The sequence below is a fragment of the Kitasatospora sp. NPDC101235 genome (assembly GCF_044767505.1).
Taxonomy (GTDB): domain Bacteria; phylum Actinomycetota; class Actinomycetes; order Streptomycetales; family Streptomycetaceae; genus Kitasatospora.
Genome location: NZ_JBIWNZ010000013.1, coordinates 135514 through 161847, shown reverse-complemented (window position 1 = coordinate 161847; position 26334 = coordinate 135514). Strand labels below are relative to the sequence as shown.

23 protein-coding genes are annotated in these 26334 nt (G+C 73.3%); 16 read left to right on the top strand and 7 right to left on the bottom strand.

All coding sequences use genetic code 11. The features are described 5' to 3' along the window. The first annotated feature begins 55 nt into the window (after nt 1–55). The 5 genes from ACIRRH_RS22675 to ACIRRH_RS22655 all read left to right on the top strand — a co-directional run bounded on the left by ACIRRH_RS22675 (nt 56) and on the right by ACIRRH_RS22655 (nt 5459). The gene (locus tag ACIRRH_RS22675; protein ID WP_403070248.1) at nt 56–1711 is read left to right on the top strand and encodes an ABC transporter substrate-binding protein; all 1656 of its coding nucleotides are present in this window, start codon (nt 56–58) and stop codon (nt 1709–1711) included. Next, on the top strand, nt 1711–2664 hold the full coding sequence (locus ACIRRH_RS22670; protein WP_403070245.1) for an ABC transporter permease: 954 nt from the start codon (nt 1711–1713) through the stop codon (nt 2662–2664). Before ACIRRH_RS22675 ends, ACIRRH_RS22670 begins: the two co-directional genes overlap by 1 nt. After that, nucleotides 2661–3545, top strand: coding sequence for an ABC transporter permease (locus ACIRRH_RS22665; RefSeq protein ID WP_403070243.1), 885 nt, complete (start codon nt 2661–2663; stop codon nt 3543–3545). The genes ACIRRH_RS22670 and ACIRRH_RS22665 overlap by 4 nt, the downstream gene beginning before the upstream one ends. 76 nt (nt 3546–3621) lie before the next feature. After that, nucleotides 3622–4638, top strand: a complete 1017-nt coding sequence (locus tag ACIRRH_RS22660; protein WP_403070240.1) for an ABC transporter ATP-binding protein — start codon at nt 3622–3624, stop codon at nt 4636–4638. Then, nucleotides 4638–5459: an ABC transporter ATP-binding protein gene (locus ACIRRH_RS22655; RefSeq protein ID WP_403070237.1), complete on the top strand. Its 822-nt coding sequence runs from the start codon at nt 4638–4640 to the stop codon at nt 5457–5459. The genes ACIRRH_RS22660 and ACIRRH_RS22655 overlap by 1 nt, the downstream gene beginning before the upstream one ends. 61 nt (nt 5460–5520) lie before the next feature. Here the strand turns inward: ACIRRH_RS22655 and ACIRRH_RS22650 are convergent, their stop codons facing one another. Next, nucleotides 5521–6195 (bottom strand): TetR/AcrR family transcriptional regulator, encoded by a 675-nt coding sequence (locus ACIRRH_RS22650; RefSeq protein WP_403070234.1) that lies wholly within the window; start codon nt 6193–6195, stop codon nt 5521–5523. A 233-nt stretch (nt 6196–6428) separates the two neighbouring features. Here ACIRRH_RS22650 and ACIRRH_RS22645 point away from each other — a divergent pair, with 233 nt between their 5' ends. The 6 genes from ACIRRH_RS22645 (at nt 6429) to ACIRRH_RS22620 (ending at nt 13391) form a co-directional block, all read left to right on the top strand. Beyond that, nucleotides 6429–7682, top strand: a complete 1254-nt coding sequence (locus ACIRRH_RS22645; protein ID WP_403070232.1) for an MFS transporter — start codon at nt 6429–6431, stop codon at nt 7680–7682. A 38-nt stretch (nt 7683–7720) separates the two neighbouring features. Further along, on the top strand, nt 7721–9499 hold the full coding sequence (locus tag ACIRRH_RS22640; protein WP_403070229.1) for a glycoside hydrolase family 3 protein: 1779 nt from the start codon (nt 7721–7723) through the stop codon (nt 9497–9499). A 53-nt stretch (nt 9500–9552) separates the two neighbouring features. Continuing rightward, entirely contained in the window at nt 9553–10623 is a 1071-nt protein-coding gene (gene surE / locus ACIRRH_RS22635; protein WP_403070226.1) for a 5'/3'-nucleotidase SurE, read from the top strand. Nucleotides 10624–10642: 19 nt separating this feature from the next. Continuing rightward, nucleotides 10643–12094, top strand: coding sequence for a carboxylesterase/lipase family protein (locus ACIRRH_RS22630; RefSeq protein WP_403070223.1), 1452 nt, complete (start codon nt 10643–10645; stop codon nt 12092–12094). A gap of 62 nt (nt 12095–12156) precedes the next feature. Continuing rightward, nucleotides 12157–12456 carry a hypothetical protein gene (locus ACIRRH_RS22625; RefSeq protein WP_403070221.1) on the top strand — a complete coding sequence of 100 codons (300 nt, stop codon included), beginning with the start codon at nt 12157–12159 and terminating at the stop codon, nt 12454–12456. Nucleotides 12457–12557: 101 nt separating this feature from the next. Continuing rightward, nucleotides 12558–13391, top strand: coding sequence for a PIG-L family deacetylase (locus ACIRRH_RS22620; protein ID WP_403070218.1), 834 nt, complete (start codon nt 12558–12560; stop codon nt 13389–13391). Nucleotides 13392–13476: 85 nt separating this feature from the next. On the opposite strand, the gene ACIRRH_RS22615 is transcribed toward ACIRRH_RS22620, so the two are convergent. The 5 genes from ACIRRH_RS22615 to ACIRRH_RS22595 form a co-directional block, all read right to left on the bottom strand. After that, nucleotides 13477–13668: a hypothetical protein gene (locus ACIRRH_RS22615; RefSeq protein ID WP_403070215.1), complete on the bottom strand. Its 192-nt coding sequence runs from the start codon at nt 13666–13668 to the stop codon at nt 13477–13479. 102 nt (nt 13669–13770) lie between these two features. Beyond that, on the bottom strand, nt 13771–14121 hold the full coding sequence (locus ACIRRH_RS22610; protein ID WP_403070213.1) for a hypothetical protein: 351 nt from the start codon (nt 14119–14121) through the stop codon (nt 13771–13773). Nucleotides 14122–14234: 113 nt separating this feature from the next. After that, nucleotides 14235–14429 carry a hypothetical protein gene (locus ACIRRH_RS22605; protein WP_403070211.1) on the bottom strand — a complete coding sequence of 65 codons (195 nt, stop codon included), beginning with the start codon at nt 14427–14429 and terminating at the stop codon, nt 14235–14237. A 65-nt stretch (nt 14430–14494) separates the two neighbouring features. Beyond that, the gene (locus ACIRRH_RS22600; RefSeq protein WP_403070208.1) at nt 14495–14677 is read right to left on the bottom strand and encodes a hypothetical protein; all 183 of its coding nucleotides are present in this window, start codon (nt 14675–14677) and stop codon (nt 14495–14497) included. 68 nt (nt 14678–14745) lie between these two features. Further along, the gene (locus tag ACIRRH_RS22595; RefSeq protein WP_403070205.1) at nt 14746–17235 is read right to left on the bottom strand and encodes a S8 family serine peptidase; all 2490 of its coding nucleotides are present in this window, start codon (nt 17233–17235) and stop codon (nt 14746–14748) included. A 582-nt stretch (nt 17236–17817) separates the two neighbouring features. Here ACIRRH_RS22595 and ACIRRH_RS22590 point away from each other — a divergent pair. From ACIRRH_RS22590 to ACIRRH_RS22570, 5 genes are all read left to right on the top strand, one after another. After that, on the top strand, nt 17818–18531 hold the full coding sequence (locus ACIRRH_RS22590) for a BTAD domain-containing putative transcriptional regulator (RefSeq protein WP_403070202.1): 714 nt from the start codon (nt 17818–17820) through the stop codon (nt 18529–18531). Between the two features lie 299 nt (nt 18532–18830). Further along, nucleotides 18831–19775: an ABC transporter ATP-binding protein gene (locus ACIRRH_RS22585; RefSeq protein WP_403070199.1), complete on the top strand. Its 945-nt coding sequence runs from the start codon at nt 18831–18833 to the stop codon at nt 19773–19775. Beyond that, entirely contained in the window at nt 19772–21184 is a 1413-nt protein-coding gene (locus ACIRRH_RS22580; RefSeq protein WP_403070196.1) for an ABC transporter permease, read from the top strand. Before ACIRRH_RS22585 ends, ACIRRH_RS22580 begins: the two co-directional genes overlap by 4 nt. Before the next feature lie 4 nt (nt 21185–21188). Continuing rightward, nucleotides 21189–23939, top strand: a complete 2751-nt coding sequence (locus ACIRRH_RS22575) for a bifunctional YncE family protein/alkaline phosphatase family protein (RefSeq protein WP_403070193.1) — start codon at nt 21189–21191, stop codon at nt 23937–23939. 279 nt (nt 23940–24218) lie between these two features. After that, nucleotides 24219–24917: a phosphatase PAP2 family protein gene (locus ACIRRH_RS22570; RefSeq protein ID WP_403070190.1), complete on the top strand. Its 699-nt coding sequence runs from the start codon at nt 24219–24221 to the stop codon at nt 24915–24917. Nucleotides 24918–25015: 98 nt separating this feature from the next. On the opposite strand, the gene ACIRRH_RS22565 is transcribed toward ACIRRH_RS22570, so the two are convergent. Next, complete coding sequence (locus ACIRRH_RS22565) at nt 25016–26113, bottom strand: MFS transporter (RefSeq protein WP_403070187.1); 1098 nt, start codon at nt 26111–26113, stop codon at nt 25016–25018. Nucleotides 26114–26334: the final 221 nt, after the last annotated feature.

Genomic DNA, 26334 nt, shown 5'->3' with positions numbered 1-26334 from the left:
AATACTCCACTGCAACTCCCAGCCCCCCACGACTCGGAAAGGGGTGGGCTCCTCCGTGCGCCTTCTCCCGCACCGCTCCAGATCCACCGCTCTCCTCGCCGCCGGAGCGCTCCTGGTCGCGATCTCCGCCACAGCCTGCTCCGGCGCCTCGGCCAAACACGCCGGGAACCCCACCGGCACCGCCGGCGACCAGGTCGCCGCGCTCACCCCGGCGGCCAAGGGGGCGATCCCGTTGTTCACCTGGTCGCTCTACGCGGAGCCGCAGTCGCTCGACTACGCGCTCGCCTACGACTACCCGCCGAACACCGTGCTCGCCAACGTCTGCGAACAACTCTTCCGCGTGACACCGGACTTGAAGATCGAGCCGGGCCTGGCCGTGAAGTCCGCCAACCCCGACCCGCTGACCTGGGTCTACACCCTGCGCGAAGGCGTGAAGTTCCACGACGGCGCCACCATGACCGCCGACGACGTGGTCGCCTCCCTGACCCGGCAGATGGACCCGGCCACCGGCTCCTCCTGGGCCAGCGCCTTCAAGAACGTCGCCTCGGTCGCCAAGTCCGGCCCGCTGGAAGTGACCATCAAGCTCTCCAAGCCCGACGTCCTGCTCGACGAGCTGCTCGCCGCCTCGCCCGGCACCATCGAGAGCGCCGCCTACCTCGCCAAGGCCGGGAAGGACTACGGCAGTCCGAAGGGCGGAGTGGACTGCACCGGCCCGTACGCGATCGACAACTGGGCGCAGGGCGAGAGCATCACCCTGAAGAAGAACCCGGCCTACTGGGACGCCTCCCTCACCCCGAAGAGCGACAGCGTGAAGTTCGTGTTCATCGCGGACGCCGCGGCTCGCGCCAACGGCTGGCTCTCCGGGGCCGTCGACGGCGGCTACATGGTGCCGTCCAGCTCCCTGGTGCAGCTCCAGGGATCCTCCCGGGGCAAGGTCTGGTTCGGACCCAACACCGCCGCCGCCGACCTCGCCGTGCTCAACCTCCAGGGAACGATGGGTGACCTGAAGGTCCGCCAGGCACTGTCGATGGCGCTGGACCGGGACGGCATTATCAAGTCCGCCGCCGGCGGCGTCGGCATCCCCGCCAAGGCCCCGGCGGCGCAGGGCGCCTGGGCCATCGCCCCGGAGCGCACGGCCGGCTACTACGCCGCGCTGCCCGCCCCGGTGCACGACGTGGACGGCGCCCGCAAGCTCGTCCAGGAGGCCGGTGCGAGCGGCAGGAAGGTGGTGATGGCGACGAGTTCACTCGCCCCCGAGATCAGCGTGGTCGGCAACGCCGTCCAGGCGGCCGGCCGGCAGATCGGCCTCGACGTCGAACTCCGCCCGGTCTCGCCGGACGCCTACTCGGCGCTGTTCACCGACCCCGCCGCCCGGGCCGGCATCGACCTGGTGGTCACCAACGGCTACGACAACACCCCGGACCCGCTGGAGTTCTACCAGTCCCTGCACACCGGCGACTTCGGCAACTACGCCAACTGGTCCGACCCCGGGTTCGACGCCCTCTACGACCAGGCCGTCGCCGCCACCGACCCCGCCGCCCGCGCCGACCTCACCGCCGAGCTCCAGCGGATCGCCGTTCGCGAGCTGCCCTCCATCCCGCTGTACGAGGCGCCCTTCTCCGTCTTCCTGGGCAGCAGGATCACCGGCGCCCCGGCCGGCATCGCCCAGCTCTACTACCCCTGGGCCGCGACGATCGGTTCCGCACACTGATGACCAGATACCTGCTCGGCCGGCTCCTCGGGCTGGCGGCGGTGCTGCTGGTGACCTCCGTCCTGGTCTTCGGCGCCGTGCACCTCGCTCCCGGGGACCCGGTGTCCTTCCTGCTCAAGGGCCACCCGGCCACGCCGGAGGCCAGGGCCGCGATCGCCGCCCAGTACCACCTGGACGACCCCTTCCCCGTCCAGTACCTCAAGTGGCTCGGCAACGTGCTGCACGGCGACTTCGGCCGCTCGGTCCAGTTCCGCCAGGACGTCGGCTCGCTGATCGGCTCCCGCCTGCCCGGCACCGCGCTGCTGATCGGGTACGCGGCGGTGCTGGTCTGTGCCGGCGGCGTGCTGACCGGCATCCTGGCCGCCCTGCGTCCCGGCGCCGTGGACCGGGCGGTGCTGATCGGCACCGGGGTGGCCACCGCCACCCCGCCGTTCGTCACCGCGATCGGACTGGTCTCGCTGTTCTCCGTCCAGCTCGGCTGGTTCCCGGGCCCGGGCTCCGACGGCACCGGTCTCGCCGACCGGCTCTACCACCTGACCCTGCCCGCCATCGCCCTGGCCGTCACCCTCGCCGGGCTGCTCGCCAGGGTCACCCGCTCGGCGATGCTGGACGAACTCGCCCGCGAGCACGTGGAAGTGGCCCGTTCGCGCGGCGTCCCCGACGGCGCGGTGGTGCGGCGGCACGTGTTGCGCGGCGCCCTCGGGCCGATCGTCACCGTCGGCGGGACGACGCTGGCCGGGCTGCTGGTCAGCACCTCGATCGTGGAGACCGCGTTCAACGTGACCGGCGTCGGCCAGCTGCTGGTGCAGTCCGTGACGGCCAAGGACTTCCCGGTGGTCCAGGCCGTCACCCTGCTGACCGTCCTCGGCTTCGTCGTCGTCAACCTGGCCGTCGACCTGCTCGCCCCGCTGATCGACCCGCGGGTGTCCCTGGCCCGGGGAGGTGCCGCATGACCGCCGCCGCGGCCACCGAGCCGCCCCGCCGATCGCCGCTGGGCCGCCCGCTGCTGCGCCGACTGCGGCTGTTGGGCGGCGGGCCGCTGTTCACCGCCGCGGTGCTGCTGCTCGGGGTGCTCGTCCTGGTCGCCGCGCTGGCGCCGCTGATCGCCCCGTACGATCCGGAGGCGCTGGACCTCCAGTCCTCCCTGGTCGGCACCAGCGCGGACCACCTGCTCGGCACCGACCAGTCGGGCCGGGACGTGCTCTCCCGGCTGGTGTACGGCGCCCGCACCGGCCTGCTCGGCCCGCTGCTGGTGGTCGGACTCTCCACGGTGGCCGGCCTGCTGCTCGGCACGGTGGCGGGCTGGCGCGGGGGCTGGGTCGACGCGCTGCTCTCCCGGGCGCTGGACCTGGTCTTCTCCGTCCCCGGGCTGCTGCTGGCGATCATGTTCGTGGCCGTCAGCGGGCCGGGCCTGACCGCACCCGTGATCGCCATGGCCGTCGCCTACACCCCGTACGTCGGCCGCCTGGTGCGCGGGCTCGCCCGACAGGAGAAGGCCCGCCCGTACCTGGAGTCCTACCGGGTGCAGGGATGGTCCGGCTGGACGATCTGCACCCGGCACCTGCTGCCCAACATCGCGCCGACCGTGCTCGCGCAGTCGGCGATCAACTTCGGCTACGCCCTGATGGACCTCGCGGCGCTCTCCTTCCTCGGCTTCGGCGTGCAGCCGCCCGCCGCCGACTGGGGCGCGATGATCAACGACGGCGAATCGGCGCTCCAGCAGGGCGCCATGCTGCCGGCGCTCGCGCCCTCGGCGTGCATCGTGCTGGCCGTGGTGGCCTTCGGCATCGTCGGCGAGGGCATCGCCGACCGGCTCGCGCGACGGGAGCGCTGAGATGAGGAACGCTGAGACGGGGAGCGCTGAGATGGGGAGCGCTGAGATGGGGAACGCTGAGACGGGGAGCGCTGAGATGGGGAACGCTGAGAGGGGGAGCGCCGGGACGAGGAGCGCCGGGACGGCCCCACCGCTGCTGGAGGTCGAAGGCCTGAGCATCCGGCTGCCCGCCGACCGGGCCGCGCGGCCGATCCTGGACGGCGTCTCGCTGAACGTCGCGGCGGGGGAGACGGTCGGCCTGGTCGGCGAGTCGGGCTCCGGCAAGTCCGTCGCCTGCCGCAGCGTCCTCGGCCTGCTGCCCGACGGCGCCCGCGTCGAGGGGCAGGTCAGGGTCCGCGGCCGTGACGTGCTCACCCTGGACCGCCCCGGACTGCGCGAACTGCGGTCCCGTCAGGTCGCGATGGTGTTCCAGGACCCGCGCGCCGCCGTCAACCCGCTGCGGCGGATCGGTGACTTCCTCACCGAGGGCCTGCGCGCCGCCGGCACCCCCGCCGAGCGGGCCACCGCCCGGGCGCTCGAACTCCTCGACGCCGTCGGCATCCCCGACCCGCGCGGTGCCCTGCGCCGCCACCCGCACGAGTTCTCCGGCGGCATGCTCCAGCGCGTCGTCATCGCCGCCGCGCTGGCCGGCGAGCCCGAGCTGCTGATCGCCGACGAACCCACCACCGCCCTGGACGTCACCACCCAGGCCGAGGTGATCGCCGTCCTCACCCGGCTCCAGGCCGAGCGCGGCACCGGGCTGCTCTTCGTCACCCACGACCTGGAACTCGCCGCCGCCGTCTGCGACCGGATCCACGTCATGTACGCCGGGCGGATCGTCGAGACCCGGGCGACCGGCGACCTGTTCGCGCACCCGCGTCACCCCTACACCGCCGGGCTGCTCGCCTGCACCCCCCGGATCGACCCGGACGCCCCTGCGCCCAGACCGGTGCCCGGCCGCCCGCTCTCGCTCGCCGAGGCCCCGCCCGGCTGTGCGTTCGCCCCGCGCTGCGCCTTCGCCGAGCCGCGCTGCTCGGCCGAACCGCCCGCGCTCCGCCCGTCCGGCGACGGCCTCGCCGCCTGCCTGCGCGCCGACGAAGGGATCCTGCCCTGATGGATTCGACAGGACTGGTGGTCGAGGGGCTCCGCAAGGGCTTCGGCGGCCGGACGGTGGTGGACGGGGTCTCCTTCACCCTGCCGCCCGGCGGTGCGCTCGGCATCGTCGGGGAGTCCGGCTGCGGCAAGACCACCACCGCCCGCATCCTCGTCGGGCTGGAGGAGCCCGACGGGGGCACCGTCCACCTGGACGGCGCGGACCGTTCGGTGCGCCCGCGGGGACGCGCCGAACGGCTGGCCCGGGCCCGCGGCATCCAGCTGGTCTTCCAGGACCCGTACCTGTCGCTCGACCCGCGGATCCCGGTCGCCGACTGCATCGAGGAGGTGCTGCGGCTGCACTTCGCGCTCGACCGGGCCGGCCGCCGCCACCGGGTCGCCGAACTCCTCGACCAGGTCGGCCTCGGCGGGCGCGAGGCCGCCGCCCTGCCCCGCGCGCTCTCCGGCGGGCAGCGCCAACGCGTCGCCATCGCCCGGGCGTTGGCCGCCGAGCCGAAGGTGCTGATCCTGGACGAGGCGGTGGCCGCGCTCGACGTGTCGATCCAGGCGCAGATCCTCGACCTGCTCGCCGGGATCCGCCGGGAGTCCGGGATCGCCTTCCTGTTCGTCAGCCACGACCTCGCGGTGGTGCGGCACCTGACCGACGAGGTCGCGGTGCTGCGGGGCGGGCGCGTCGTCGAGGCCGGGCCGACCGTGCGGGTGCTCACCGAGCCCCGGCACGCCTACACCCGGCTGCTGCTCGACTCCGTTCCCCGGCGCGGGTGGGATCCGGGCCGGATCGCCGAGGGCCGCCGGGCCCTGGCCCGGGCCGAGCCGGCCTGAGGCACGCGGACCGCCGGGCCCCTTCAGTGGGGGAGGGGCCCGGCCCTGCGGGGAGTTCCCGCTACGCCACCGGGCGCGGCGGCAGGTCCGCCCCGGTGGTGGACAGCCCCCGGTACAGCCGTGCCAGGTATCCGCGCAGCTGGGCGGTCATGTCCACGGTCCGCGGATCGAGCACCCACTGGAGCTGCAGCCCGTCCATGACCGCGAGCAGCTGTCGGGCCTCGGCCGCGCAGTCCGTGTCGGGGCGCAGCTCGCCGCTGTCCACGCCCCGGCGCAGCGACTGCGAGGCGTCGTCGACCAGGGTGCGGTAGCGGCGGGCGAAGAAGGCGTGGGCCGGGTGGTCCGGGTCGCCGGACTCGCCGACCAGGGCGTTGAACATCCGGGTGCGGCCCGGGCGGCGGCTGTTGTGGTCGGTCAGGTCGAGGAGGCGGTGGAACCACTCGGCGACGCTGATGCACTCCTCCGCGAAGAACCGCTCGGTGTCGTGCTCGTCGCTCGCCTCCAGCACCGAGACCAGCAGGGCCTCCTTGGTGCGGAAGTGGTGCAGCAGCCCGCCCTGGGTGATGCCGACGTCCTTGGCGATCCGGGCCAGTGAGGTCGCGTGGAAGCCCCACTGGGCGAAGTGCTCGACGGCGGCGTCCAGGATGCGCGAGCGCCGCTCGTCGCCCACCGCGTACGTGCCGCGTGCCGCGCCCCTGCCGGTGTCACGGGTCGCCCACCCGTCCTTGACGTCCATGACCGTCACCTTAGTCAGTGTGCGGGCGGCGGGGCCCGTGTGGCCTGGGTCACAAGACGAAAACCTACTACCCACTCGGTTTTCATGGTTCGCTGGTGCCCACCCCGAGACGGCGCCCGAGCCGCCCGGTCGGCCCCCACCCGCCCGCCGACCGGAGCCGAGCCGCGCCGTCCCCCGGGATCCTCCCTCGACTTCCCGACGCACGGGACCTGTGGCCACCCAGGAGGCCGGTCATGACCACCACCGACACCGCCGTCGGCGCCCGGAGAACCGCGGCACAGCAGCCGCCCCCGATCGCCGGGGGCCGTCGGCTGCTGCCCATGCTCACCCTCGGCAACGCCGCGATGTACCTGGTCTACCTGGGCATCGGACAGGTCCTGCTGCCCGCCCAGATCGAACTGCTCGACCCGGAGGGAAAGGTCGGCAGCCTCGGCCTGGTCTCCGGCATCGCCGCGGTGTTCGCCACCCTCTTCAACCCGCTGGCCGGCCTGCTCTCCGACCGCTCCCGCCGCCGCAACCCGTGGATCCTCGGCGGCGGGCTCGCCGCCTTCGGCGCCCTCGCACTGCTCGGACAGGTCCGGACGATCCTGCTGGTCACCATCGCCTGGTGCCTGGTCCAGGCCGCGATGAACGTCTACCAGTCCGCGCTCACCGCGATCGTCCCCGACCGGGTCCCGGCCGAACGCCGGGGGCTCGCCTCCGCGATGGTCGGCATCGGCACCCCGATCGGCTCGGTGGTCGGTGTCACCCTTGCCACCCGCTACGTCCCGGACTCCGTCGGCACCGGCTACCTGGTGACCGGCGCGGTCATCGCCCTGATCGCGGTGCTGTTCACCGTGCTGGTCCGGGAGGCGAAGCTGCCGCCGGTGGAAGCGGTGCCGCTGCGCCGTCAACTCCTGACCTTCGCCGCGACCCTGCGGGTCGCGGACTTCCGCTGGGCCTTCATCGGCCGGTTCCTGATGATGCTCGGCTTCTTCGCCGTCTCGCTGTTCCAGTTCTACATCCTGCAGGACCACATCGACCTGCCCGACGGCATGGACGCGGCCGGCGCCCAGGCCGTGCTGGCGCCCGTCGACGCCGTCGCCACCCTGGCCGCCACCGCCCTCGGCGGCTGGCTCTCCGACCGGCTCGGGCGGCGCAAGCCGTTCGTCGCGGTCTCCTGCGTGCTGGCCGCCGTCACCATGGCCGTTCCCGTGGTGATGCCCGACTGGACCGGCATCCTGCTGTTCACCGTGCTGGCCGGGATCTCCTTCGGCTGCTTCATGGCCGTGGACACCGCGCTGGTCACCCTGGTGCTGCCGAGCGCCGACGACGCCGCCCGCGACCTCGGCGTGCTGAACATCGCCAACGCCGGGCCGCAGATCATCGCCCCGTTCGTCGCCTCGCTGGTCGTCGGCGCGGCCGGCTACGACGCCCTCTACCTGGCCGGGGCGCTGATCATCCTCGCCGGCGCGCTCGCGGTGGCCCCGATCAGGACCGTCCGCTGAAACCCCGTCCGTCCCGAACTCCCCTGGAGACCCCGCCCGTGCGCACCACCGCCGCCGTCCACCCGTACCAGGACCCGTCCCGGCCCGTCGACGAGCGGGTCGCCGACCTGTTGGCCCGGATGACCCTGGAGGAGAAGGCCGGCCTGCTCTTCCACACCATGATCCCGATGCACCCCGACGGCCGACCGGTCGAGACGGCGGACGGGGGCGACCCCGACTTCCCCGCCGACACCACGGGCCTGATCCGCGACCAGGGACTGAACCACTTCAACCTGGTCGGCACCGCGGGCCCCCGGCAGTTGGCCGAGTGGCACAACGCCGTGCAGGAGATCGCCGCCGGCACCCGCCTCGGCATCCCCGTCACCGTCTCCACCGACCCCCGGCACTCCTTTACCCTCACCATCGGTGCCTCCATCCAGGCCGGCGCCTTCTCCGCCTGGCCCGAGGCGATCGGCCTGGCGGCCGTCCGCGACCCCGAACTGGTCCACCGTTTCGCCGACATCGCCCGCCGGGAGTACCTGGCCGTCGGGCTGCGGGTCGCCCTGCACCCGCAGATCGACCTCGCCACCGAGCCCCGCTGGTCCCGCCAGACGGGCACCTTCGGCGCCGACGCCGCGCTCACCTCGGAGCTCGTCCAGGCCTACATCCGGGGCTTCCAGGGCGAGCGCCTCGGCCCGGACAGCGTCGCCACCATGGTCAAGCACTTCCCCGGCGGCGGGCCGCAGAAGGACGGCGAGGACCCGCACTTCCCGCACGGCAAGGAACAGGTCTACCCCGGCGGCATGCGGGACCTGCACCTCGCGCCGTTCCGGGCCGCGATCGCGGCCGGCGCCGCGCAGATGATGCCGTACTACGGCCAGCCGATCGGCACCGACTGGGAGGAGGTCGGCTTCGGGTTCAACCGGGGCGTGGTCACCGGTCTGCTGCGCGAGCAGCTGGGCTTCGGGGGCATCGTGTGCACCGACTGGGGGCTGCTCACCGACGACGAGATCTTCGGCGAGCCGCACCAGGCCAGGGCGTGGGGCGTCGAGCACCTCACCGTCGCCGAGCGCGCGGCCAAGGCGCTGGACGCGGGCGTGGACCAGTTCGGCGGCGAGGAGTGCCCCGAGGTGATCGTCGACCTGGTCCGCTCCGGCCGGATCGCCGAGCAGCGGATCGACGACTCGGTCCGGCGGCTGCTGCGCGAGAAGTTCGTGCTCGGGCTCTTCGACGAACGGCGGTACGTCGACCCGGACGCCGCCGAGGAGACCGTGGGCCGGCCCGAGTTCCGCGCCGCCGGGGCCGCCGCCCAGCGCCGATCGCTCACCGTCCTGGTCAACCGTGACGGCGCCCTGCCGGTCAGCCGGACCGCCCCCCGGCTCTACACCGAGGGCCTCGACCGATCCGTCGTCTCCCGCTACGGGCGCCTCGCCGCCACCCCGGCCGAGGCCGACCTCGCGGTGCTGCGGCTGTTCACCCCGTACGAGTACCGGGAGAACCGCTTCGAGTCGATGTTCCACTCCGGACACCTCGACTTCCCCGAGGCCGAGTCGGACGCGATCCTCCGGGTGCTCGACGCCGTCCCCACCGTCGTGCTGATCAACCTCGAACGGCCCGCCGTCATCCCGGAGATCGCCGAGCGGGCCGCCGCGCTGGTCGCCGACTACGGCGCGAGCGACGAGGCGATGCTCGACGTCGTCTTCGGCCGCGCCCGCGCCGAAGGCCGACTGCCCTTCGAACTGCCCCGCTCGATGGCCGCCGTCGAAGCCTCCCGCCCGGACGTCCCCCACGACACCGCCGACCCGGTCTTCCCGTACGGGGCCGGACTCGTGCTCTGACCACCCGCCGTCCCGTCACCCGCGATCCGCCGCCCGCCAGGAAGGGAACCCGCATGAGACCTCCCGCCCGAAGACTCGCCGCCCTCGCCACCGCCGCTGCCGTACTCGCCACCGCTGCCTCGGCCTCCGCCTCTGCGGCGTCCTCCACCCCCGCCGCCACCGCCCGCCCGTTGGCCGGCCTGCGAGTGCTGCTCACCAACGACGACTCGATGCGGGCCGTCAAGGCGTCGAACTCCGACGGCCTCGGACTGTACGAGCTGCGCCGCGCGCTCTGCGCCGCCGGAGCGGACGTCGTGGTGATGGCACCCTGGCAGGTGCGCTCCGGCGCGGGCACCGCCGTCACCAACGACGGCGTCCTGACCCTGAGCCGCCGCACCGACCTGCCCGCCGGCTACCAGGGCGACTGCGCCGGCACGCCGTCCGGCTCCCCAGTCTACGGGGTCTGCCTCGCGGCCGGCCCCTGCGGCCCCGACAGCCCGGGCGCCACGCCTGCCGACACCGTGAAGCTCGCCCTGAGGGCCGCCCTCGCCGCCAAGTCCGGCTGGACGAACGGCCCCGACCTGGTGGTCACCGGCATCAACTCCGGTCCCAATGTCAGCGCCCAGGTCAACGACTCCGGCACGGTCGGTGCCGCCCTGGCTGCCGTCGAGGAGGGCGTCCCGGCGCTCGCGTTCTCCTCGGCGGGCGACGACACCGGGGTGTTCTTCCCGCTCGCCGACTACCGGGCCACCGCCGACTTCGGCGCCCGCCTGATCGCCGGGCTCCGCGCCCGGGGCCTTCTCACCGCCCACTTCGCGCTCAAGGTCGACTACCCCGACGTCACCGCCGGAAGCCCGGCCAAGGCCCCCCGCTGGACCAGCGTCGGCCACGGGCGCGAGGTCTGGCACGCCTACCAGCCCAGCGGCGCCGACAGCTTCGCGATCACGCTCGGCGTGTGCGAGGAGCGGCCCGGCGACGCCTGCACCGAGACCGTCCCGGACGCCGACGCCACGGCCGTCCTGCGGAACGGGCACGTCTCGGTCACCCCCGTCACCGCCGACCGCACCTACGGCGTCCGTACAGTCGGCCCCCAGGAACTCAACCGGATCCGCCACTACATCGAGCACGACGCGCCGCGCCCGTGACGCCCACTGGAGGCACAGCATGACCACAGGACCGCAGGACCACCCGGTCGTCCCCACCTGCCGGGGCCCGGTGCGCGGGGAGCGTCGCGCGGACGGCAGCGTCCGGTTCCTGGGCATCCCGTACGCCCAACCGCCGGTCGGCGAGCTGCGGTTCGCCGCCCCGGTGCCGCCCCGGCCGTGGACCGAGGTGCTCGACGCGACCACCTACGGGCCGACCGCGCAGCGCCGTCCGTTCGGCGAGGTCACCACCATCCCCGAACCGACCGTCCCCGGCGCGGGAATCCTCAACCTCAACGTCTTCACCCCGGACCCCGCCCCGGCGGCCGGCCTGCCGGTACTGGTCTGGATCCACGGCGGCGGGTTCGTCGCCGGCTCCTCGGCGAGCCCGTGGTACGACGGCGCGGCCTTCAACCGGGACGGCGTGGTCGTGGTGTCGATCGGCTACCGGCTCGGGATCGAGGGCTTCCTGCACCTGCCCGACGCCCCCGACAACCGGGGCGTGCGGGACTGGATCGCCGCGCTGGAATGGGTGCGGGACAACATCGCCTCCTTCGGCGGCGATCCCGCGAAGGTCACCGTCGCCGGACAGTCCGCCGGCGGCGGCGCCGTCCAGACGCTGCTCGCGACGCCTGCCGCCCGGGGACTGTTCCGCGCGGCGATCTCGGCCTCCGGTGCGGTGATGCGCCCGCAGGACCGTGCCGTGGCCGAGGCCGTCAGCCGGGCCTTCGCCGAGCGCGCCGGCGTACCCGCCACCGTGGCCGCCCTGCGGGACGCCACCGACACCGAACTGCTCGCATTCCAGGACGCGCTCGACGCCCCCGGCCCGGACCGCGACGAGCTGCCCCCGCTGCTCCTCGCGCCCTTCGCCGACGGCGAGTTGGTGCCCAGGCCGGTGCCGCAGGCGCTCGCCGACGCGGACGTCCCGCTGCTGCTCGGCTTCACCGCGCAGGAGTTCGCCGCCCCGACGGCGGAGGAGGCCCCAACCCCGCCCCCGGAGGGCGAGCTGCTCGGCCTGCTGGGCGCGTTGGGCCTGGACGACGGCCGGGCCGCGCGCTTCCTCACCGAGCGGCCGGGAGCGGCCGGCGGCGACGCGATCACCGACTGGCTGTTCCGCGCACCGGCCCTGGCCATCGCCGAGGCCCGCGCCGAACGTGAACGACCCACCTGGCTCTACCAGTTCGACTGGTCCGGCACCGCCCCGGGCCGTGCCGGGCAGGCCTACCACTGCACCGACCTGCCGTTCGCCTTCGACCTGCTGGACGCCGAGGGCGTGGCGGCGGCCCTCGGCGCCGAGCCGCCGCAGGCGCTGGCCGACGCCGTCCACGGGGCCTGGGTCGCCTTCGTCCGCGACCTCGACCCGGGCGCGGCCTGGCCCGCCTACCGGGACGGCCGCGCCACCATGCGCTGGCACGCCGAACCCCGGGTGGAGCGCGACCCGCTGCGCGGCGTCCGGGACATCTGGCTCTCCTGAGGGCCGTCGGTGCCGTCCCGGCCGGGGCGAGGATGACAGTGCCGCGTGGCAGAGTTCGCCCCATGAACATCACTACCACCTTGCACAGTTGGGACGAGTCCGTGGCGCTCTTCGAGCGCCGCGGACTGCCCGTCTCCTCGTACGAGAACCTCTACGAGGAGGAGTACGACGTCCACTCCGGCGCCCTGTCGGTCGAGGGGCACCTCGACCTCGACGCCGCGCAGCCGGAGGGCACCGGCTACATCGTCGACGACGACCCCGACGACGTGCGCGGCTTCGACGCCCCCGGCGTCCACGGCGGCCGGCTGCTGCGCCGCATCGAGGCCGGTCTGCCCGTCACCCTGGCCGCCGGGCGTGCCTAGTCGGCGGCGGTCGGCCGTCGCCGGACGGGACCGTGTGAGCGACCACCCGCCCGCGTGACGCAGACTGGGAGCGAGAATGTTTCAGACGGAGGATGAATCACATGGCTGACCGGCCCTTGACACTGATGGCAGTGCACGCCCACCCCGACGACGAGGCCACCGGGACCGGAGGCGTCCTCGCCCGCTACGCGGCGGAGGGCATCCGCACGGTTCTCGTCACGTGTACGGACGGCAGGTGCGGTGACGGACCGGGCGGGGTCAAGCCGGGCGAGCCCGGGCACGACCCGGTGGCCGTCGCCGCGATACGCCGGCAGGAACTGGAGGCCAGCTGCGAGGTTCTGAAGGTCAGCCACCTGGAACTGCTGGAGTACGCCGACTCCGGGATGATGGGCTGGGCGAGCAACGACGAGCCCGGGTCGTTCTGGGGCACGCCGGTGGCGGAGGGCGCCGCCCGCCTCGCCGAACTGATGCGGCACTACCGGCCCGACGTGGTCGTCACCTACGACGAGAACGGGTTCTACGGCCACCCCGACCACATCCAGGCCCACCGCATCACGATGGCGGCGCTGGAGCTGACCGACCTGACGCCGAAGGTCTACTGGACGACGGCGCCGCGCTCGGCCATGCAGCGGTTCGGGGAGGTCCTGCGCGAGGCCGGCGCGGACTGGGAGGCCCCGGACCCGGCGGAGGCGGGCGAGATGCCCGAGATCGGTCTGCCCGACGAGGAGATCACCACCTGGGTGGACACCACCGCGTTCGGCGGCCGGAAGTTCGACGCCCTGGCCGCGCACGCCAGCCAGGGCGAGAACATCTTCTTCCTGAAGATGGGCAAGGAGCGGTTCACCGAGCTGATGGGCGTGGAGACCTTCGTGCGGGTCAAGGACACCACCGGCGCGGCCGTTCCCGAGAACGACCTCTTCGCCGGCCTGCGCTGACCCCGGAGCAGCGGTGTGCCGGCTGCGAGGCGGGTTGGCCTCGCAGCCGGCACGGGGTGGACGTGGTGTCCCTGGGCGGATCCCGTCAGAGCAGCACGCTGGCGGCGATCGGGAGCGCCGTCTTGAGGAAGCTCAAGAAGTTGTCGGCCTCGACGCCGGGGGCGTCGCCCAGGGTGCCGCCGGTGCGGCCGGTGCGGTCGATCGGCGGAGCGAGCTTCGGGAGCTGCGGGGTAGGGGTCCACGCCCGGTACTCCTGGCGGACGTCTTCCACGGTCATGGTCGTTCTTCCCTTCGTGCGGGGTGGTTCCGTCGGCCGGGCGGCTCGGGGCGGACCTGCTCGCAGGCCCGGGGCGGAACCGTCCGGGACGGCTGGCAGGGGTCAGATCAGTCCTCCGATCGCGGGGGGTGGGGCCGGCATGCAGCCGGGGGTGGGGGCACCGTCGCAGGCCCAGGGGCCCGGGTCCGCGAAGCTGGGGCCGTAGAATCCCCCGGGGCCGTCCATGATCAGTGTGATCGGGTTCTCGGCGGACGCCGCGCCCTCCTTGGCGGGGGCGATCACGGCGGCGGACGGCGGCGGGCCGGTGGTGAATCCGAGGGCCACACTCACGGGCGGTATGACCGGCTGCGGGCTGTCATCGACGCTGACGACTTCCTTGATCACCTTCAGATAGGCGTCGTACCCCTTCGTGCGGTCGATCGACGGCACCTGGGGCGGCGGCTGCTCGTACATGGTCCTGTCTCTCCTGTCCGGTGCTCCGGTGGCCGGTCGTGCGTGGCGGCGTCACCGGGCGGGGTGGCCGGCGACAGACCGGTCGGGGCCCGTCGCCGGCACGGGGTGCCTCATCAGAAGAACGACCCGAGCGCGTCCAGGCCGCCGCTGATGACCTTGCTCCAGTCGACCTTGTCGGCCTCGACGCCGGGGGAATCGCCCAGGGTGGCGCCGGTGCGGCCGGTGCGGTCCACCGGCGGGGCCAGCTTCGGGAGCTGCGGAGTGGGGGACCACGTCCGCCGCTCCTCACGGAATTCTTCGTTGATCATTTCTGCTCATCCCTTCTCGTGGTGCCGTTGCACTCCGTCCTTCGTCGGTCCGTCGGGGCGGGCCGTCAGAGGGCGGCGTAGCACATGCCCCGGGCCGCGCCGGTGAGATCGGCGCAGACCGACCTGGCCGGTGCGACGCCCGGGTCGCCGGGCAGCCGGCCGGCTTCGGCCCGGCCGTCCCTGCGGACCGGTGCGGCGAGGACCGGCAACTTGGGCGTGATCCTGGGGAGCGCTGCGGGGGTTTTCATGATCCGCCTCCTCCTGGCGGGTGGCGTGGGGGCGTCCCGCCGGCGTGGGCACCGGCGGTGCCGGGGGCTCAGGACTCGAGGAACTGGTGGGGCGGGTCCAGGGGGACGGGGAACTCGCCGCTGACGTCCATCGTGAACAGCATGCTGACCCGCGCGCGCCGGTCGTTCTCGGGATCGAAGAAGGTCACCTTCACGTCCTGGCAGTCCGATCCCATGCGGCAGTACGGGCTCTTCGCGACGGAGATGGTGTCGATGCAGTAGAGGGAGATCGGGCTGCCGGACTGCGTCACGGTGCTGGGGACGCTCTGGCCCAGCAGCATGGCCGTGCTGATCGGGCCGGCGACCGAGAACGCGTTCGTCCCGGCGGAGTTGAGCGCCCGGTCGGCGGAGGTCTGTCCGAGGTTGCGGAACTGGTAGTAGACCTTGTCGAGGAACGCGTCTATGGTCTTGCGGACGTAGTCCTCGGGGACCGTCAGCGTCTCATCGTGGGCGTGCGCCAGGACGGCCTCCACCACGGCGTCCACCAGCTGCTTCTGGCGCCAGATGAAGATGCCACGGCTCTTGACCTCGACGACGGGCACGACCTGCCCGGAGAACAGCCGGACGGTCCGGTCGGTCAGTCGGCCGGGTATCGAGATCCGGGAGATGTAGCCCTTCTCGTCCGTCTGGAAGTGCTGGCCGAAGTACGCGTCCCGGAACGACCGGTAGACCGTGGACACCGGGGGAGCGGGCGCGGCGAGTGCCATCAGGGCGTCCGCGAGCTTGTCGTGATCGGTGGTGATCGCCACCACCTCCTCCTTCGTGGCCCCGAGGGGCACGAGGGGGGTACTGGTCCAGTCCATGCCGGCGGCGGGTTCGGCCTCCATCGCATAGATCGGCGTGCTGTCCATGTTCAGCGTCCAGGTGACCTTGTCGGAGGCCCATGGATTGACGGTCAGGTACTTGTGCAGCTGCTCGGCGTCGTAGGGGTTGGCGGGCCGTTCCGTCGTCACACCCGGTTGGCCTTCGACGGGCTGCTCGACGGGGTCCATCAGCTGGCGGAAGCTGTCCCGGTTGGCCTCGGTCAGGAAGTCCACGCCGACCTGGCCGATCGCGAACACCAGCGGGCGGTTGTTGGTGGAGGCACAGGAGGGCCGGACGCCTCCCGCCGGTGCGCCGCCCGACGGCCCGGCCCCCGACGGCCCGCCGCCCTGGCACGCGCAGGGGGCCGCCGGGGCCTGGCCGAGCGCCGTGGCGCCGACAGGGGGCGCGGGCGGGGCCTGGGCGGGCGCGGCCACCGGTACGGGCGGCGGGACGGAGGCGGGGCTCACGGGCTGCGCGCCCGCGGCGGTGGCGCCCGTCAACCCGGCGGCTGCGGCCGGGGGGACGGCTTCGTACGGTGCGGTCTGTGCGGCCGGTGCGGCCTGGAAGGCCTGGACGGCCTCCGGGCCCACTGCGGCCTGGGCAGCAGGGGCCGCCTGCGCGGCCGGTGCGGCCTGGGCGGCTTGAACGGCCTCTGCGGTGGCGACGGGAACGCTCTGGGTGTCCATGGTGCTGGCTCCCTCGTGCGAGTCGTAAGGGGAGGTCCCGAGCAGTGAGGGTGCGCCGGCCGTGGCGACCCCGACCTCGGGGGAGTGGGTGGTGCGGGGGGTGCCCTCGGCCGTGGTCCCGGCACTGGCCGGATGCTCCGCCAGGTCTCCTCGGGTGATCAGCTCGTACGCCCGGGCCGCGTCCAGGTGGCCGACCAGCCGGCGTCGGCACTCCGGTGCGTCGGCGGGTGCACAGGGCACGGATCGAGCGCCCCGCAACAGGGCCTGGCCGGCAGCCCGAGGGTCGGGCGGGTGTCCCGCGCGCACCTGCGCGCCGACCAGCACGGCAGCGACCCCGGACACCAGCGGTGTGGCGAAGCTGCTGCCGGTCAGGCCCGTGCTCCCCCCTCCCGGGGCGGCGGCCTCGACGTCGCGCCCGGGGGCGAGAAGGCCGTGGGTGGCGTACGCGGAGCCCCAGTTGCTGATGTCCAGCGGTTCGCCGTCGGGTCCGGCCGCGCCGACAACGAGCACCGTCGGGACGGCGGCCGGCACCTGGGCGCAGTCGCAGCCGTCGTTGCCGGCGGCCGCGACCACCAGGACCCCGCTCTCGTCGCACAGCCGCAGCGCACGCTCCAGCAGGGGGTCCGGCTGGGCGTCCCGGCTGAGTTCGCCGCCGCTGATGTTGATGACGTGCGCCCCCTCCTGCACGGCGCGTTCGACGGCCCGGGCCAGGTCCAGTTGGGGCACCCGTCCCTCGCCCTCGTCCGTGAAGACCGGCAGGATCAGCCCGCGGCACCGCGGGGCGATCCCGGCCACCGGGCTGCCGGGCCGGCCGAAGAGCAGGCCCGCGACATGGGTGCCGTGCAGCGACATCGGGCCGGCGCCGGCCGGTTCGGCGACGAGCGTGTCCAGCCGGGTGAGGTCCGCGCCCTCGAAGCAGGGGTGCGACAGGTCGACGGGACCGTCCAGGACGGCGATGCACACGGCCGGGTCGCCGAGGAGTTCGCCCTCGGGGGCGCGGACGTCGCGCAGCACCGATCTGGCCTTCATACGGCATCGCCTTTCTCGGTGTCGGGCGGGGGCACCGGGGGCGCCCCGGCGAGCGGTGGGTCGTGCCGCGGCCGGACGGTCGCACCGTGTTCGGCGGTGGTCGTCGGTCGCCCTGCCACGAAGGCCCGCAACAGGTGGTGCCAGTCAACGGGCCGGTCGTCGCACGGATGTGCCGGGACCGTCACGGCCGGCGGGCGGGTGCCGTCGCGGGCACGTCGCGCCCGCGTGGCGAACCTGTCGCGGCCGTCCTCAGCGCCACGGACCGGGGGATGCGCGCAGGGTGACCGTCGGTCGGCCCGCGGACCGCGCCGTGTACCCGCGACGAACCGACGGTTCCGCCAACACCCGTTCGGGGGCGGCCCATTGGAGTGGCGGTCGGCCGGCGGCGGGGCGCGGTCGTGACGGTCGGCGACGGTGGCCGTGACGCTCGGGCGACGTCACCGCGAGGCCTGGCCAACGTCCTTGCGACACCTGAGCGACGGTGATCCGGGGGCGGACGGACACGGCGGTGACAGGCCTCGGCCGCAACCGGGGCGCGCCCGAACGGGTGCGGGCAACGGGTTGTCGCGGCAGAGTGGGGGTGTGTCGTGGGACAGCCCGGGAATCGAGCTCTTGCGGGGCTTCGAGGCCACCGGCGGGGGACACCGCCTCTCCCTCCCGGTGAGTGCGCAGCACCTGCTGGCCTTCCTCGCCCTGCACGACGGCGGCGTCCAGCGCGGCGCGGTCGCCGAACGGCTCTGGCCGGACTGCACGCAGTACCGCGCGGCTGCGAACCTGCGCACCGCCCTGTACCACGCGAGGCGGCGCGGCCGGGCCATACCGATCGAGAGCCCCGGGCAGTGGCTCCGCCTCGCGCCCGCCGTCCGGGTGGACCTGCGCTCCGCGCGCCGCTCCGCACGACAAGTCGTCGCCGGGCTCGACCAGTTGCCGGTCAGCTGCGACGAACTCGTGGACGACCTCACCGCCGAACTCCTGCCGGGCTGGGAGGAGGAGTGGTTGACCCTGGAGCGCGAGCGGTGGGATCAGCTGCGGCTGTACGCCCTGGAGGGTCTGGCTCACCAACTGTGCGATGCGGAGCGCTACTTGTCGGCGATCCAGGCCGCGCTGGCGGCGATCTCCATCGACCCCGTCCGTGAGACGGCCCACCGGATCGTGGTCGAAGTGCACCTCGCCGAGGGAAACCTCGCCAGCGCGCTGCGCTCCTACCAGCACTACCGCTCGTTCCTGCAGCGGGAACTCAACGTCGTCCCCTCGCCGAAGATGACCGGACTGGTGCGGAACCTCCAGCGGATGTGACGCCGCGGGGAGGGCGAAGCGCGGTGCCGGTCGACCGCGCCGGTCACCGGAAGAATCGGTGCTGACGGCGTGGTTGTCGTCCGGTGTTCACCTGTCGGTTGCCCGACGGTCGCCGGCATGCGCGCGTCCATCGCGGAGGTGTGCGCTCCCGGGCCCGGCCCAGGCCGATACGGCCCGCTCGGGGTGGTCGCAGGACCGCCACAGCGTGGGCCGCTGCTGTTCCAGCGCTGTTCAACCGGGCGTTCCTGACTGTGCCCGATCAACCCCTTAGGTTCCCTGGGGAACTGCGAGAAGGGGCCATGAAGGACACGCAAGCTGCCGTACGGGCACGGGGACTGACGAAGTGTTTCGGTGACGTCGTGGCGCTCGACGCCGTCGGGCTGGAGCTGGCACCCGGGCGGATCCACGGGCTGGCCGGGCCGAACGGTGCCGGGAAGACCACGCTGCTCGGGCTGCTGCTCGGGCTGGCCGTCGCCGACGGCGGCGAGCTGGAGGTGCTGGGCAGACCGGTCGGCCGGGCGCTGCCGGCTCCGCACGCAGTGGCCGGCTTCGTGGACGGGCCCGGGCTCTACCCGTCGCTGACCGCGCGGAAGAACCTGGCCGCGCTGGCGAGGCTGCGCGGGCAGGACACCCGGGCGGGCCGGATCGACGAGGTACTGGCCGAGGTCGGGCTGACCGAGGTCGCCGACGACCGGGTGCGGGGCTTCTCGCTGGGCATGCGGCAGCGGCTGGGACTGGCCGCGGCGCTGCTCACGGACCCCCGGCTGCTGGTGCTCGACGAGCCGTCCAACGGTCTGGACCCGGCCGGCAAGCAGCACGTGCACGGCGCACTGCGGCGGCTCGCGGCCGACGGGGTGACGGTGGTGCTGTCCAGCCACCGGATGGACGACCTGGAGGCGCTCTGCGACGAGGTCACCATCCTGGCCGCCGGGCGGGTCCGCTTCTCCGGCCCGCTCGGCGAGCTGGCCGCGGAGAACCGCGAGCTCGACCACCGGCTGCTCACCTCCGATCCGGCGGCCGCGCGACGGGTGGCCGCCGGGGCGGCCGGGGTGAGGGTCCCGGCGCAGGCCGAGGCGGGTCGCGCGGCCGAGGCACTGGTGGTGCACGCGTCGGGGCAGGCCGTCGAGGAACTGGTGACGGCGCTGGTGCACGCGGGCGTCCGGGTGCGCGAGGTCGCACCGGTGGCCCCGGCCCTGGAGGCGGCGTTCCTCGCCCTGACCGAGCAGCAGGAGGACGGGCAATGAGCACGATCACGGCCGGGCGTACGGTGGCCGCCGCCGGCGTCGCCCCGGGGGCGCGCCCGGTGCCGGTGGGACGGGTGTACCGCTTCGAGCTGGTCAAGCTGCTGTCGCAGTGGCGGATCCGGCTGCTGATGCTGGCCTGCTGGAGCGCGCCGGGCCTGTTCGTGACCGCGGTGGCCCAGCAGGGGACGCTGCCCTCCGACACCCTGTTCGGCCGCTGGATGCACGCCACGGGCTGGGCCGGCCCGCTGGTGGTGCTGGGCTTCGCGGGCTCGTGGGCGCTGCCCCTGCTGACCTCCGTGGTCGCGGGCGACGTGTTCGCCGCCGAGGACCGGCTCGGGACCTGGCGGCACCTGCTGGTGACGGTCCGCTCGCCGCGGCGGATCTTCGCGGCGAAGGCGCTGGCCAGCGCCACCGTGATCGTGCTGCTCGTGGCCGGACTGGTGGCGTCGAGCACGGTCGGCGGGCTGGCGGCGGTCGGCGACGAACCGCTGATCGGTGTGGACGGACACCTGCTGTCGCCGTCGGACGCGGCCGGCAGCGTGCTGCTGGCCTGGGCGTGCGCGCTGGCGCCCACCCTGGCGCTGGCGGCGCTTGGGCTGCTCGGCTCCGTCCTGCTGGGCCGCTCGCCGATGGGGCTGCTGGTCCCCGCGCTGGCGGCGGTCGCGATGCAGCTCGCGCAGGTGCTGCCGCTGCCGGTGGCGCTGCGCCTGGCGCTGCCCGGCTACGCCTTCGTCTCCTGGAACGGGCTGTTCGCCGACCCGGGCCGGCTCGACGAACTGCTGATCTCCGTCGCCGTCAGCCTGGTCTGGGCCGCGGTCGCCACCGCGGCGGCCCACCTGCTCTTCGTCCGGCGGGACTTCACCACCGGCAGCGAGGACGGGGTGGGGCGCCGCACACTCTGCTTCGGAGTGCTGCCGCTGGCCGGGCTGCTCGCGCTGACCTCCGGCGCGGTCGCGGTGGCCACACCCTCGACCGGTTCGGGGATCTCGCAGGCGAAGGTGCAGCAGGAGGTCGCCACCGTGTTCGCGCACCTGTACCGGCTGCAGACCGAGCAGCTGCACCGCCCCGCCGTGACGGAGGCCGAGCTGCGGGCCACCGCGGCCTGCCGGCGGGGCGACGGCCAGGTCGACCCGGAGGGGCCGGGCAACGACTGGCGCTGCGTGGTCACCTGGCACCTTCCCGGGACGGACGCGCCGGGGACGGCGGTCTACCAGCTCGACGTGGCCTCGGACGGACGGCTGATGGCCGACGGCGACGGTCCGAAGGAAGTGAACGGCTACTTCCTGGTGCACACCCCGACCGGGGACGCACCGAACCCGCTGTGGCAGTTCGACGGTCACGTCGGGCTGCTCGCTTCCCCACCGAACACAGCGGACGCAACGAATCCGACCGATCCAACGAAGGGCTGACGCCATGCAGGTGACGCGTCGTCGACGCAGCCGGAACGACCGCCTCGTCCTCCTCGGCCGCCGGGTGGGCCGCCGGGCCACGCTCGCCACGGCGTGCATCACGGCGGTGGCCGTGGCCACCGGCACGGCTTTCGCGGCCACTCACCAGTTCGGCACGGACCAGGTGGGCCAGACCACCGCCGACGGCCTGGTCGCCTCCAGCGACCAGTACCTCGCCCCGTACGGCAGCCGGCAGGTCCTCAACAACGGCAAGCTGATGGGCTCCACGGTCAGCCCGGACGGCGGCCACCTGGCCGCCGCGGTCGCCGACGGGGACGCGGCGCTGGTCGTGGTGGACCTGAAGACCGGGAAGGTGCAGCAGCGCGTCGGCACCAACAAGGCGGACGAGCTGCGCATCCCCAACGGCTCGGTCGGCCAGGAGTCCCCGGTCTACTCGCCGGACGGCAAGCAGCTGTGGCTGGGCCAGCTCGACGGCTACACCCGGTTCACCGTCAAGCCCGACGGCACGCTGTCCGCCCCGGTGGCGGTGAAGATCCCGGCCGACGGGGAGAAGCACGCGCTGGCCTCCGGGGCGGTGTTCTCGGCCGACGGTTCGACGGTGTACGCCGCTGTCAACGGGCAGAACCGGCTGGTCGCGATCGACGCGGCGACCGGCGCGATCAAGCAGAGCTGGACGGTCGGCAACGCGCCGCGCGGCGTGGTGCGGGTCGGCCAGAAGCTGTACGTCTCCAACGAGGGCGGGCGCGCGGCCACCGCCGGGGACAGCACGATCAACTCCTACGGCACCCAGGTGCCGGCCGACCCGGAGACCGCCGCCACCACCACCGGCACGGTCAGCGTGATCGACCTCGCCAACCCGGCCGCCCCCGTCGGCACCATCACCGTCGGCCTGCACCCGACCGCGCTGTACGCGAAGAACGGCGTGCTGTTCGTCGCCGACACCGCCTCCGACGAGGTGTCGGTGATCGACACCGCGCACGACAAGGTCGTCCAGACCATCTCCACCAAGCCGTGGCCGGAGGCCTCCGTCGGCTACGAGCCGACCGCCATGACCCTCACCGAGGACGGCCGGCTGCTGGTCACCCTCGGCCGGGCCAACGCGGTGGCCGTCTACCGCTTCACCGGTGCGCAGGAGCCGGTGAGCTACGTCGGCCTGCTGCCCACGGACTACTTCCCGGCGGAGATCGCCACCGTCGGCTCGAAGGTGATCGTTTCCAACACCCGTGGCATCGACGCCCGGCGGCCCAACAGCGCCGGCGCCCACAAGACCCACGACACCACCTCCAGCCTCACCCAGTTCACCCTGCCGAGCGACAGGGAGATCCGCTCGCAGACCGCCAAGGTGTTCCGGCAGAACGGCTGGACCAACAACGCGGTCAAGCTGGCGAACGGCCACAAGGCGAAGGAGGAGGTGGTGCCGAAGCGGATCGGCGACCCGTCGCCGATCAAGCACGTCTTCCTGATCGTCAAGGAGAACCGGACCTACGACCAGGTCTTCGGGGACGTCGCCGAGGGCAACGGCGACCCCAAGCTGGCCCAGTTCGGCGCCAACGTGACGCCCAACCAGCACGCGCTGGCCGAGCAGTTCGGGCTCTACGACAACACCTACGACATCGGCACCAACTCCGCCGAGGGCCACAACTGGCTGATGCAGGCGGACAACCCGGAGTACACCGAGTCCTCGGCCGGCGAGTACGAACGCAGTTACGACACCGAGGACGACGCCCTGGGCCACCAGCGCTCCGGCTTCCTGTGGACGGGCGCGCAGGCGGCGGGCAGGACGGTGCGCGACTTCGGCGAGTTCCACCAGTTCCTGGACAAGCCCGCCGACGCCACCTGGCAGAACCTGTACTGCGACGCCAGGACCATGGACGAGACCGGGCAGGGCAGTGCCTACGCCCTCAAGTCCTCCTCGCCGATCCCCTCGCTCAACAGCGTCTCGGTGCCCGGCTTCCCGAAGTTCGACACCGACGTGCCCGACCTGTACCGCTACCAGGTCTGGAAGCAGGACTTCGAGAAGAACGGCCCGGCGAACCTCAACATGCTGTGGCTGTCCAGCGACCACACCGGCGGTCCGGCGAGCCCGGCAGCCCAGGTCGCCGACAACGACCTGGCCACCGGGAAGATCGTCGACGAGATCACCCACAGCGAGTACTGGAAGGACTCGGCGATCTTCGTCGTCGAGGACGACTCCCAGGCGGGCCTGGACCACGTGGACGGCCACCGCGCCCCGATCCAGATCATCAGCCCCTGGGCGCAGCACGGGGCCGTGGACAGCCGTTACTACTCGCAGATCACGATGATCCGCACCATCGAGCAGATCCTCGGCATCCGCCCGATGAACCAGAAGGACAGCGCGGCCAGCCCGATGACCACGGCCTTCACCGACCGGCCGGACTACACGCCGTTCACCGCGGTGCCCAACCGGACCGCGCTGACCGACGGCCTGAAGACGCCGCCCTCCTGCGGCCTCGACGTGCCCGGGGAGCAGGACCTCCGGGCGGCCGCGGCACCGGCCACGATCGCACCGCCGGCGGCGGAGTCGGCCGTCGCGGCCCAGTGGGACGCCTGGAAGTCGCACCAGCGGCTGACCGGCCCGAACGCGGCGCCGGACCGGGCCAACCCGGCGCAGATGGAGCACCTGGTCTGGTATCAGACGCACAACTGGACCACGCCGTACCCGGGCGAGGGCGCGATCCTCGCCCCGGACGACGTGCCCGGCGCCTACCTGCCGTCGCCGGAGAACGACGGCTGACGCTCCGCTCTTCCGGTACGGCCACCGCGCCGGCACCGGGAGCCGAGCCACGCCCGCACCGGGGACCGCCACCGACCGGCGGCGGTCCCCGGTGCGGGTGGTCACGGTCCGGCACCGGGCCTCCCTCCGGCAGACGGACGGCGCACCGGCCGCACCGGCCGGCCCGGACCGGATCCGCTCCGGTCGCTGTGGCCGAGGTGGAACCGGGTGGACGTGCCGTACCCTGGCCGCGCGAGGCCGCGCTCCGGTGGCTACGGCGCGGGCAGGAGGACTGAGCTGGTGGCTGACCGCATGACGCGACGGTGGCTGGTCGTGCTCGCCGGTACCTGGTCGGCCTTCGCGGTGATCGCGGCCATGGTGGCCGCCAACGACTGGGCACCGTTCGCCTTCGAGCAGGCCGCCATCGACTGGAGTACCGCACATCGGCCACCGCTCGCCCGAGCCGTGGCCATGGTCGTCACCTCCCTCGGCACCGGCGTGGTTCCCTACCTCCTCGCCCTGGCCGCAGGCGTCGTCACCGCCCGGAACCCCCGGACCGCCGGATCGCCGAGGCCCCGGTGGACGGTGGCACGGGCGCTGCTGCTGCCCGTGGTGTGGCTGGCGCTGGGACAACTGCTGCGCCAGGGCCTGATGCACGCCTTCGGCCGGCCCCGGCCACCCGAGACGGACTGGGCGTTCACCGCCTCCGGCTTCGCCTTCCCCTCCGGGCACGCCTTCACGTCCGCCCTCAGTGCCGGTCTGCTGGCGCTCGCCCTCGCCCTCGCCCGCGCGCGTCCCTCCGCCACCCGCACGGCCGCCGCCGGCGCCGTGCTGTTCGCGGGCGTGATCGGCCTGAGCCGCATTTACCTCGGCGTGCACTGGCCGCTGGACGTCCTCGCCGGCTGGCTGCTCGCCGCCGGCTGGCTGGCCGGCGGAGCCGCACTCTCCTCGTTCCTGCCGGAGCAGAAGGAGCGGTCCGGCTCGACAAGGGCTCCGTAGCCGGACCGAGCCGTCCCAGGTGCCCACCCAGGAGGCCTTCGGCGTGGAAGTCACCCACTCCGGCTTCGACGGAGGGGCGATGGGGGCGTCAGGAAGCCTCAGCCGGACGTGCGTGGGCGGATCGCGTCGCGCAGGAGGAGCGTGGTGGTCACGCTGCTCAACCCGGTCAGGGCGATCGCGAGGCCGACCGGGAGGAATTCCGCGAACACGCCGAAGACCAGGGGGCCGATCCCCTGGATGGTCATGGTGGTGGTGTTGAGCAGTGCGAAACCCTGTCCCTGGAGGTCGGACGGGACGGCCTCCAGGAAGCGTCGCTGCAGGCCGAGCAAGTAGGCGGATCCCATGCCGGTGATCGTGTACACCGCGGCGATCGCCGGATGCGGCAGGTCCAGGATCAGCGCGATCGGGGGCGTGCCCATCACCAGCAGCAATGGCAGGACGAGCCGTTCCCGGGCGGCAGGCGCGAACGCTCGCCCGACCACGACGTCGCCGATGAGCATTCCGACCGACGTGGCTGCCAGGAGGATGCCGGTCTCCGTCGGGCTGAACGCACGCTGCGCGGAGTACGGGATGAGCAGGCTCCCTGCTGCGGCCAGGTACGCGGCGGGCAGGCACTGGACCATGATCAGCTGCATGACCCCGGGGGCGGCGGCGAGTGCGGCGTTACCCTGCAAGGTCTTTCGCACGATCGACCCGCCCGCCACGACCGACCCGCCCGCGCGGACCACCTCGGTGTGTGACAGGAACAGACGGCTGATCACCGACGCGAGCAGGTGCGCCCCCGCGGTGACCAGCATCGTCCGATCCACGCCCAGCCACACGACCAGCGCCCCACCGGCGGCCATGCCCACCATCTGCGCCGAAACCGCGACGAGGTAGGACAGCGAACGTCCGAGCACGTACGTGTCGCCGGTGAGGACCTCCGCCAGGACTCGGCCCGCGGCCCCGGTGGTGACCGGTGTCAGGCAGGCCACGGCCGCGACGAGGAGCAGGCTGACCGCGACCGGGAGGTGTCCGAACGCGAGCAGCAGCCCGACCGCGCACTGGAGAGCGTAGCCCGCGGTGATGAGGGTCCGCGGTGAGAACCGGTCCGCCATCGCGGCAAGGAACAGGCCGCCCGCGGCCTGGGGGAGGAAACCGATCGTCATCGCCATCGCCGTCAACAACGGAGAGTTGGTCTGGCTGAACACCAGCACCGCCAGTGCGACGGACCGCAGCGTGTCCGACATGACGCCAAGCAGCCGACCTGCGAATATGGCACGGAACTGTGGGACCGCGAAGACCTGGCCGTAGGTGGCCTTCGCCGTGAACGTGTCGGTCATGAGCAGGATGCTCCCGAAGCTTTCTTGGGCCGGACCGCGCCTGCCGGTTGATCGCGGTGAGATGGGTCGGAGCTGTCCCGCAACCGCAGGGGTGT

What these genes read in the sequence shown, in the direction of transcription:
- ACIRRH_RS22600 (WP_403070208.1), bottom strand. Translation starts at nt 14,677, where the DNA reads ATGAAAACCCCCGCAGCGCTCCCCAGGATCACGCCCAAGTTGCCGGTC.
- ACIRRH_RS22670 (WP_403070245.1), top strand. Translation starts at nt 1,711, where the DNA reads ATGACCAGATACCTGCTCGGCCGGCTCCTCGGGCTGGCGGCGGTGCTG.
- ACIRRH_RS22595 (WP_403070205.1), bottom strand. Translation starts at nt 17,235, where the DNA reads ATGAAGGCCAGATCGGTGCTGCGCGACGTCCGCGCCCCCGAGGGCGAA.
- surE (WP_403070226.1), top strand. Translation starts at nt 9,553, where the DNA reads ATGAGACCTCCCGCCCGAAGACTCGCCGCCCTCGCCACCGCCGCTGCC.
- ACIRRH_RS22665 (WP_403070243.1), top strand. Translation starts at nt 2,661, where the DNA reads ATGACCGCCGCCGCGGCCACCGAGCCGCCCCGCCGATCGCCGCTGGGC.
- ACIRRH_RS22655 (WP_403070237.1), top strand. Translation starts at nt 4,638, where the DNA reads ATGGATTCGACAGGACTGGTGGTCGAGGGGCTCCGCAAGGGCTTCGGC.
- ACIRRH_RS22580 (WP_403070196.1), top strand. Translation starts at nt 19,772, where the DNA reads ATGAGCACGATCACGGCCGGGCGTACGGTGGCCGCCGCCGGCGTCGCC.
- ACIRRH_RS22625 (WP_403070221.1), top strand. Translation starts at nt 12,157, where the DNA reads ATGAACATCACTACCACCTTGCACAGTTGGGACGAGTCCGTGGCGCTC.
- ACIRRH_RS22605 (WP_403070211.1), bottom strand. Translation starts at nt 14,429, where the DNA reads ATGATCAACGAAGAATTCCGTGAGGAGCGGCGGACGTGGTCCCCCACT.
- ACIRRH_RS22645 (WP_403070232.1), top strand. Translation starts at nt 6,429, where the DNA reads ATGACCACCACCGACACCGCCGTCGGCGCCCGGAGAACCGCGGCACAG.
- ACIRRH_RS22620 (WP_403070218.1), top strand. Translation starts at nt 12,558, where the DNA reads ATGGCTGACCGGCCCTTGACACTGATGGCAGTGCACGCCCACCCCGAC.
- ACIRRH_RS22660 (WP_403070240.1), top strand. Translation starts at nt 3,622, where the DNA reads ATGGGGAACGCTGAGAGGGGGAGCGCCGGGACGAGGAGCGCCGGGACG.
- ACIRRH_RS22585 (WP_403070199.1), top strand. Translation starts at nt 18,831, where the DNA reads ATGAAGGACACGCAAGCTGCCGTACGGGCACGGGGACTGACGAAGTGT.
- ACIRRH_RS22575 (WP_403070193.1), top strand. Translation starts at nt 21,189, where the DNA reads ATGCAGGTGACGCGTCGTCGACGCAGCCGGAACGACCGCCTCGTCCTC.
- ACIRRH_RS22615 (WP_403070215.1), bottom strand. Translation starts at nt 13,668, where the DNA reads ATGACCGTGGAAGACGTCCGCCAGGAGTACCGGGCGTGGACCCCTACC.
- ACIRRH_RS22650 (WP_403070234.1), bottom strand. Translation starts at nt 6,195, where the DNA reads ATGGACGTCAAGGACGGGTGGGCGACCCGTGACACCGGCAGGGGCGCG.
- ACIRRH_RS22630 (WP_403070223.1), top strand. Translation starts at nt 10,643, where the DNA reads ATGACCACAGGACCGCAGGACCACCCGGTCGTCCCCACCTGCCGGGGC.
- ACIRRH_RS22610 (WP_403070213.1), bottom strand. Translation starts at nt 14,121, where the DNA reads ATGTACGAGCAGCCGCCGCCCCAGGTGCCGTCGATCGACCGCACGAAG.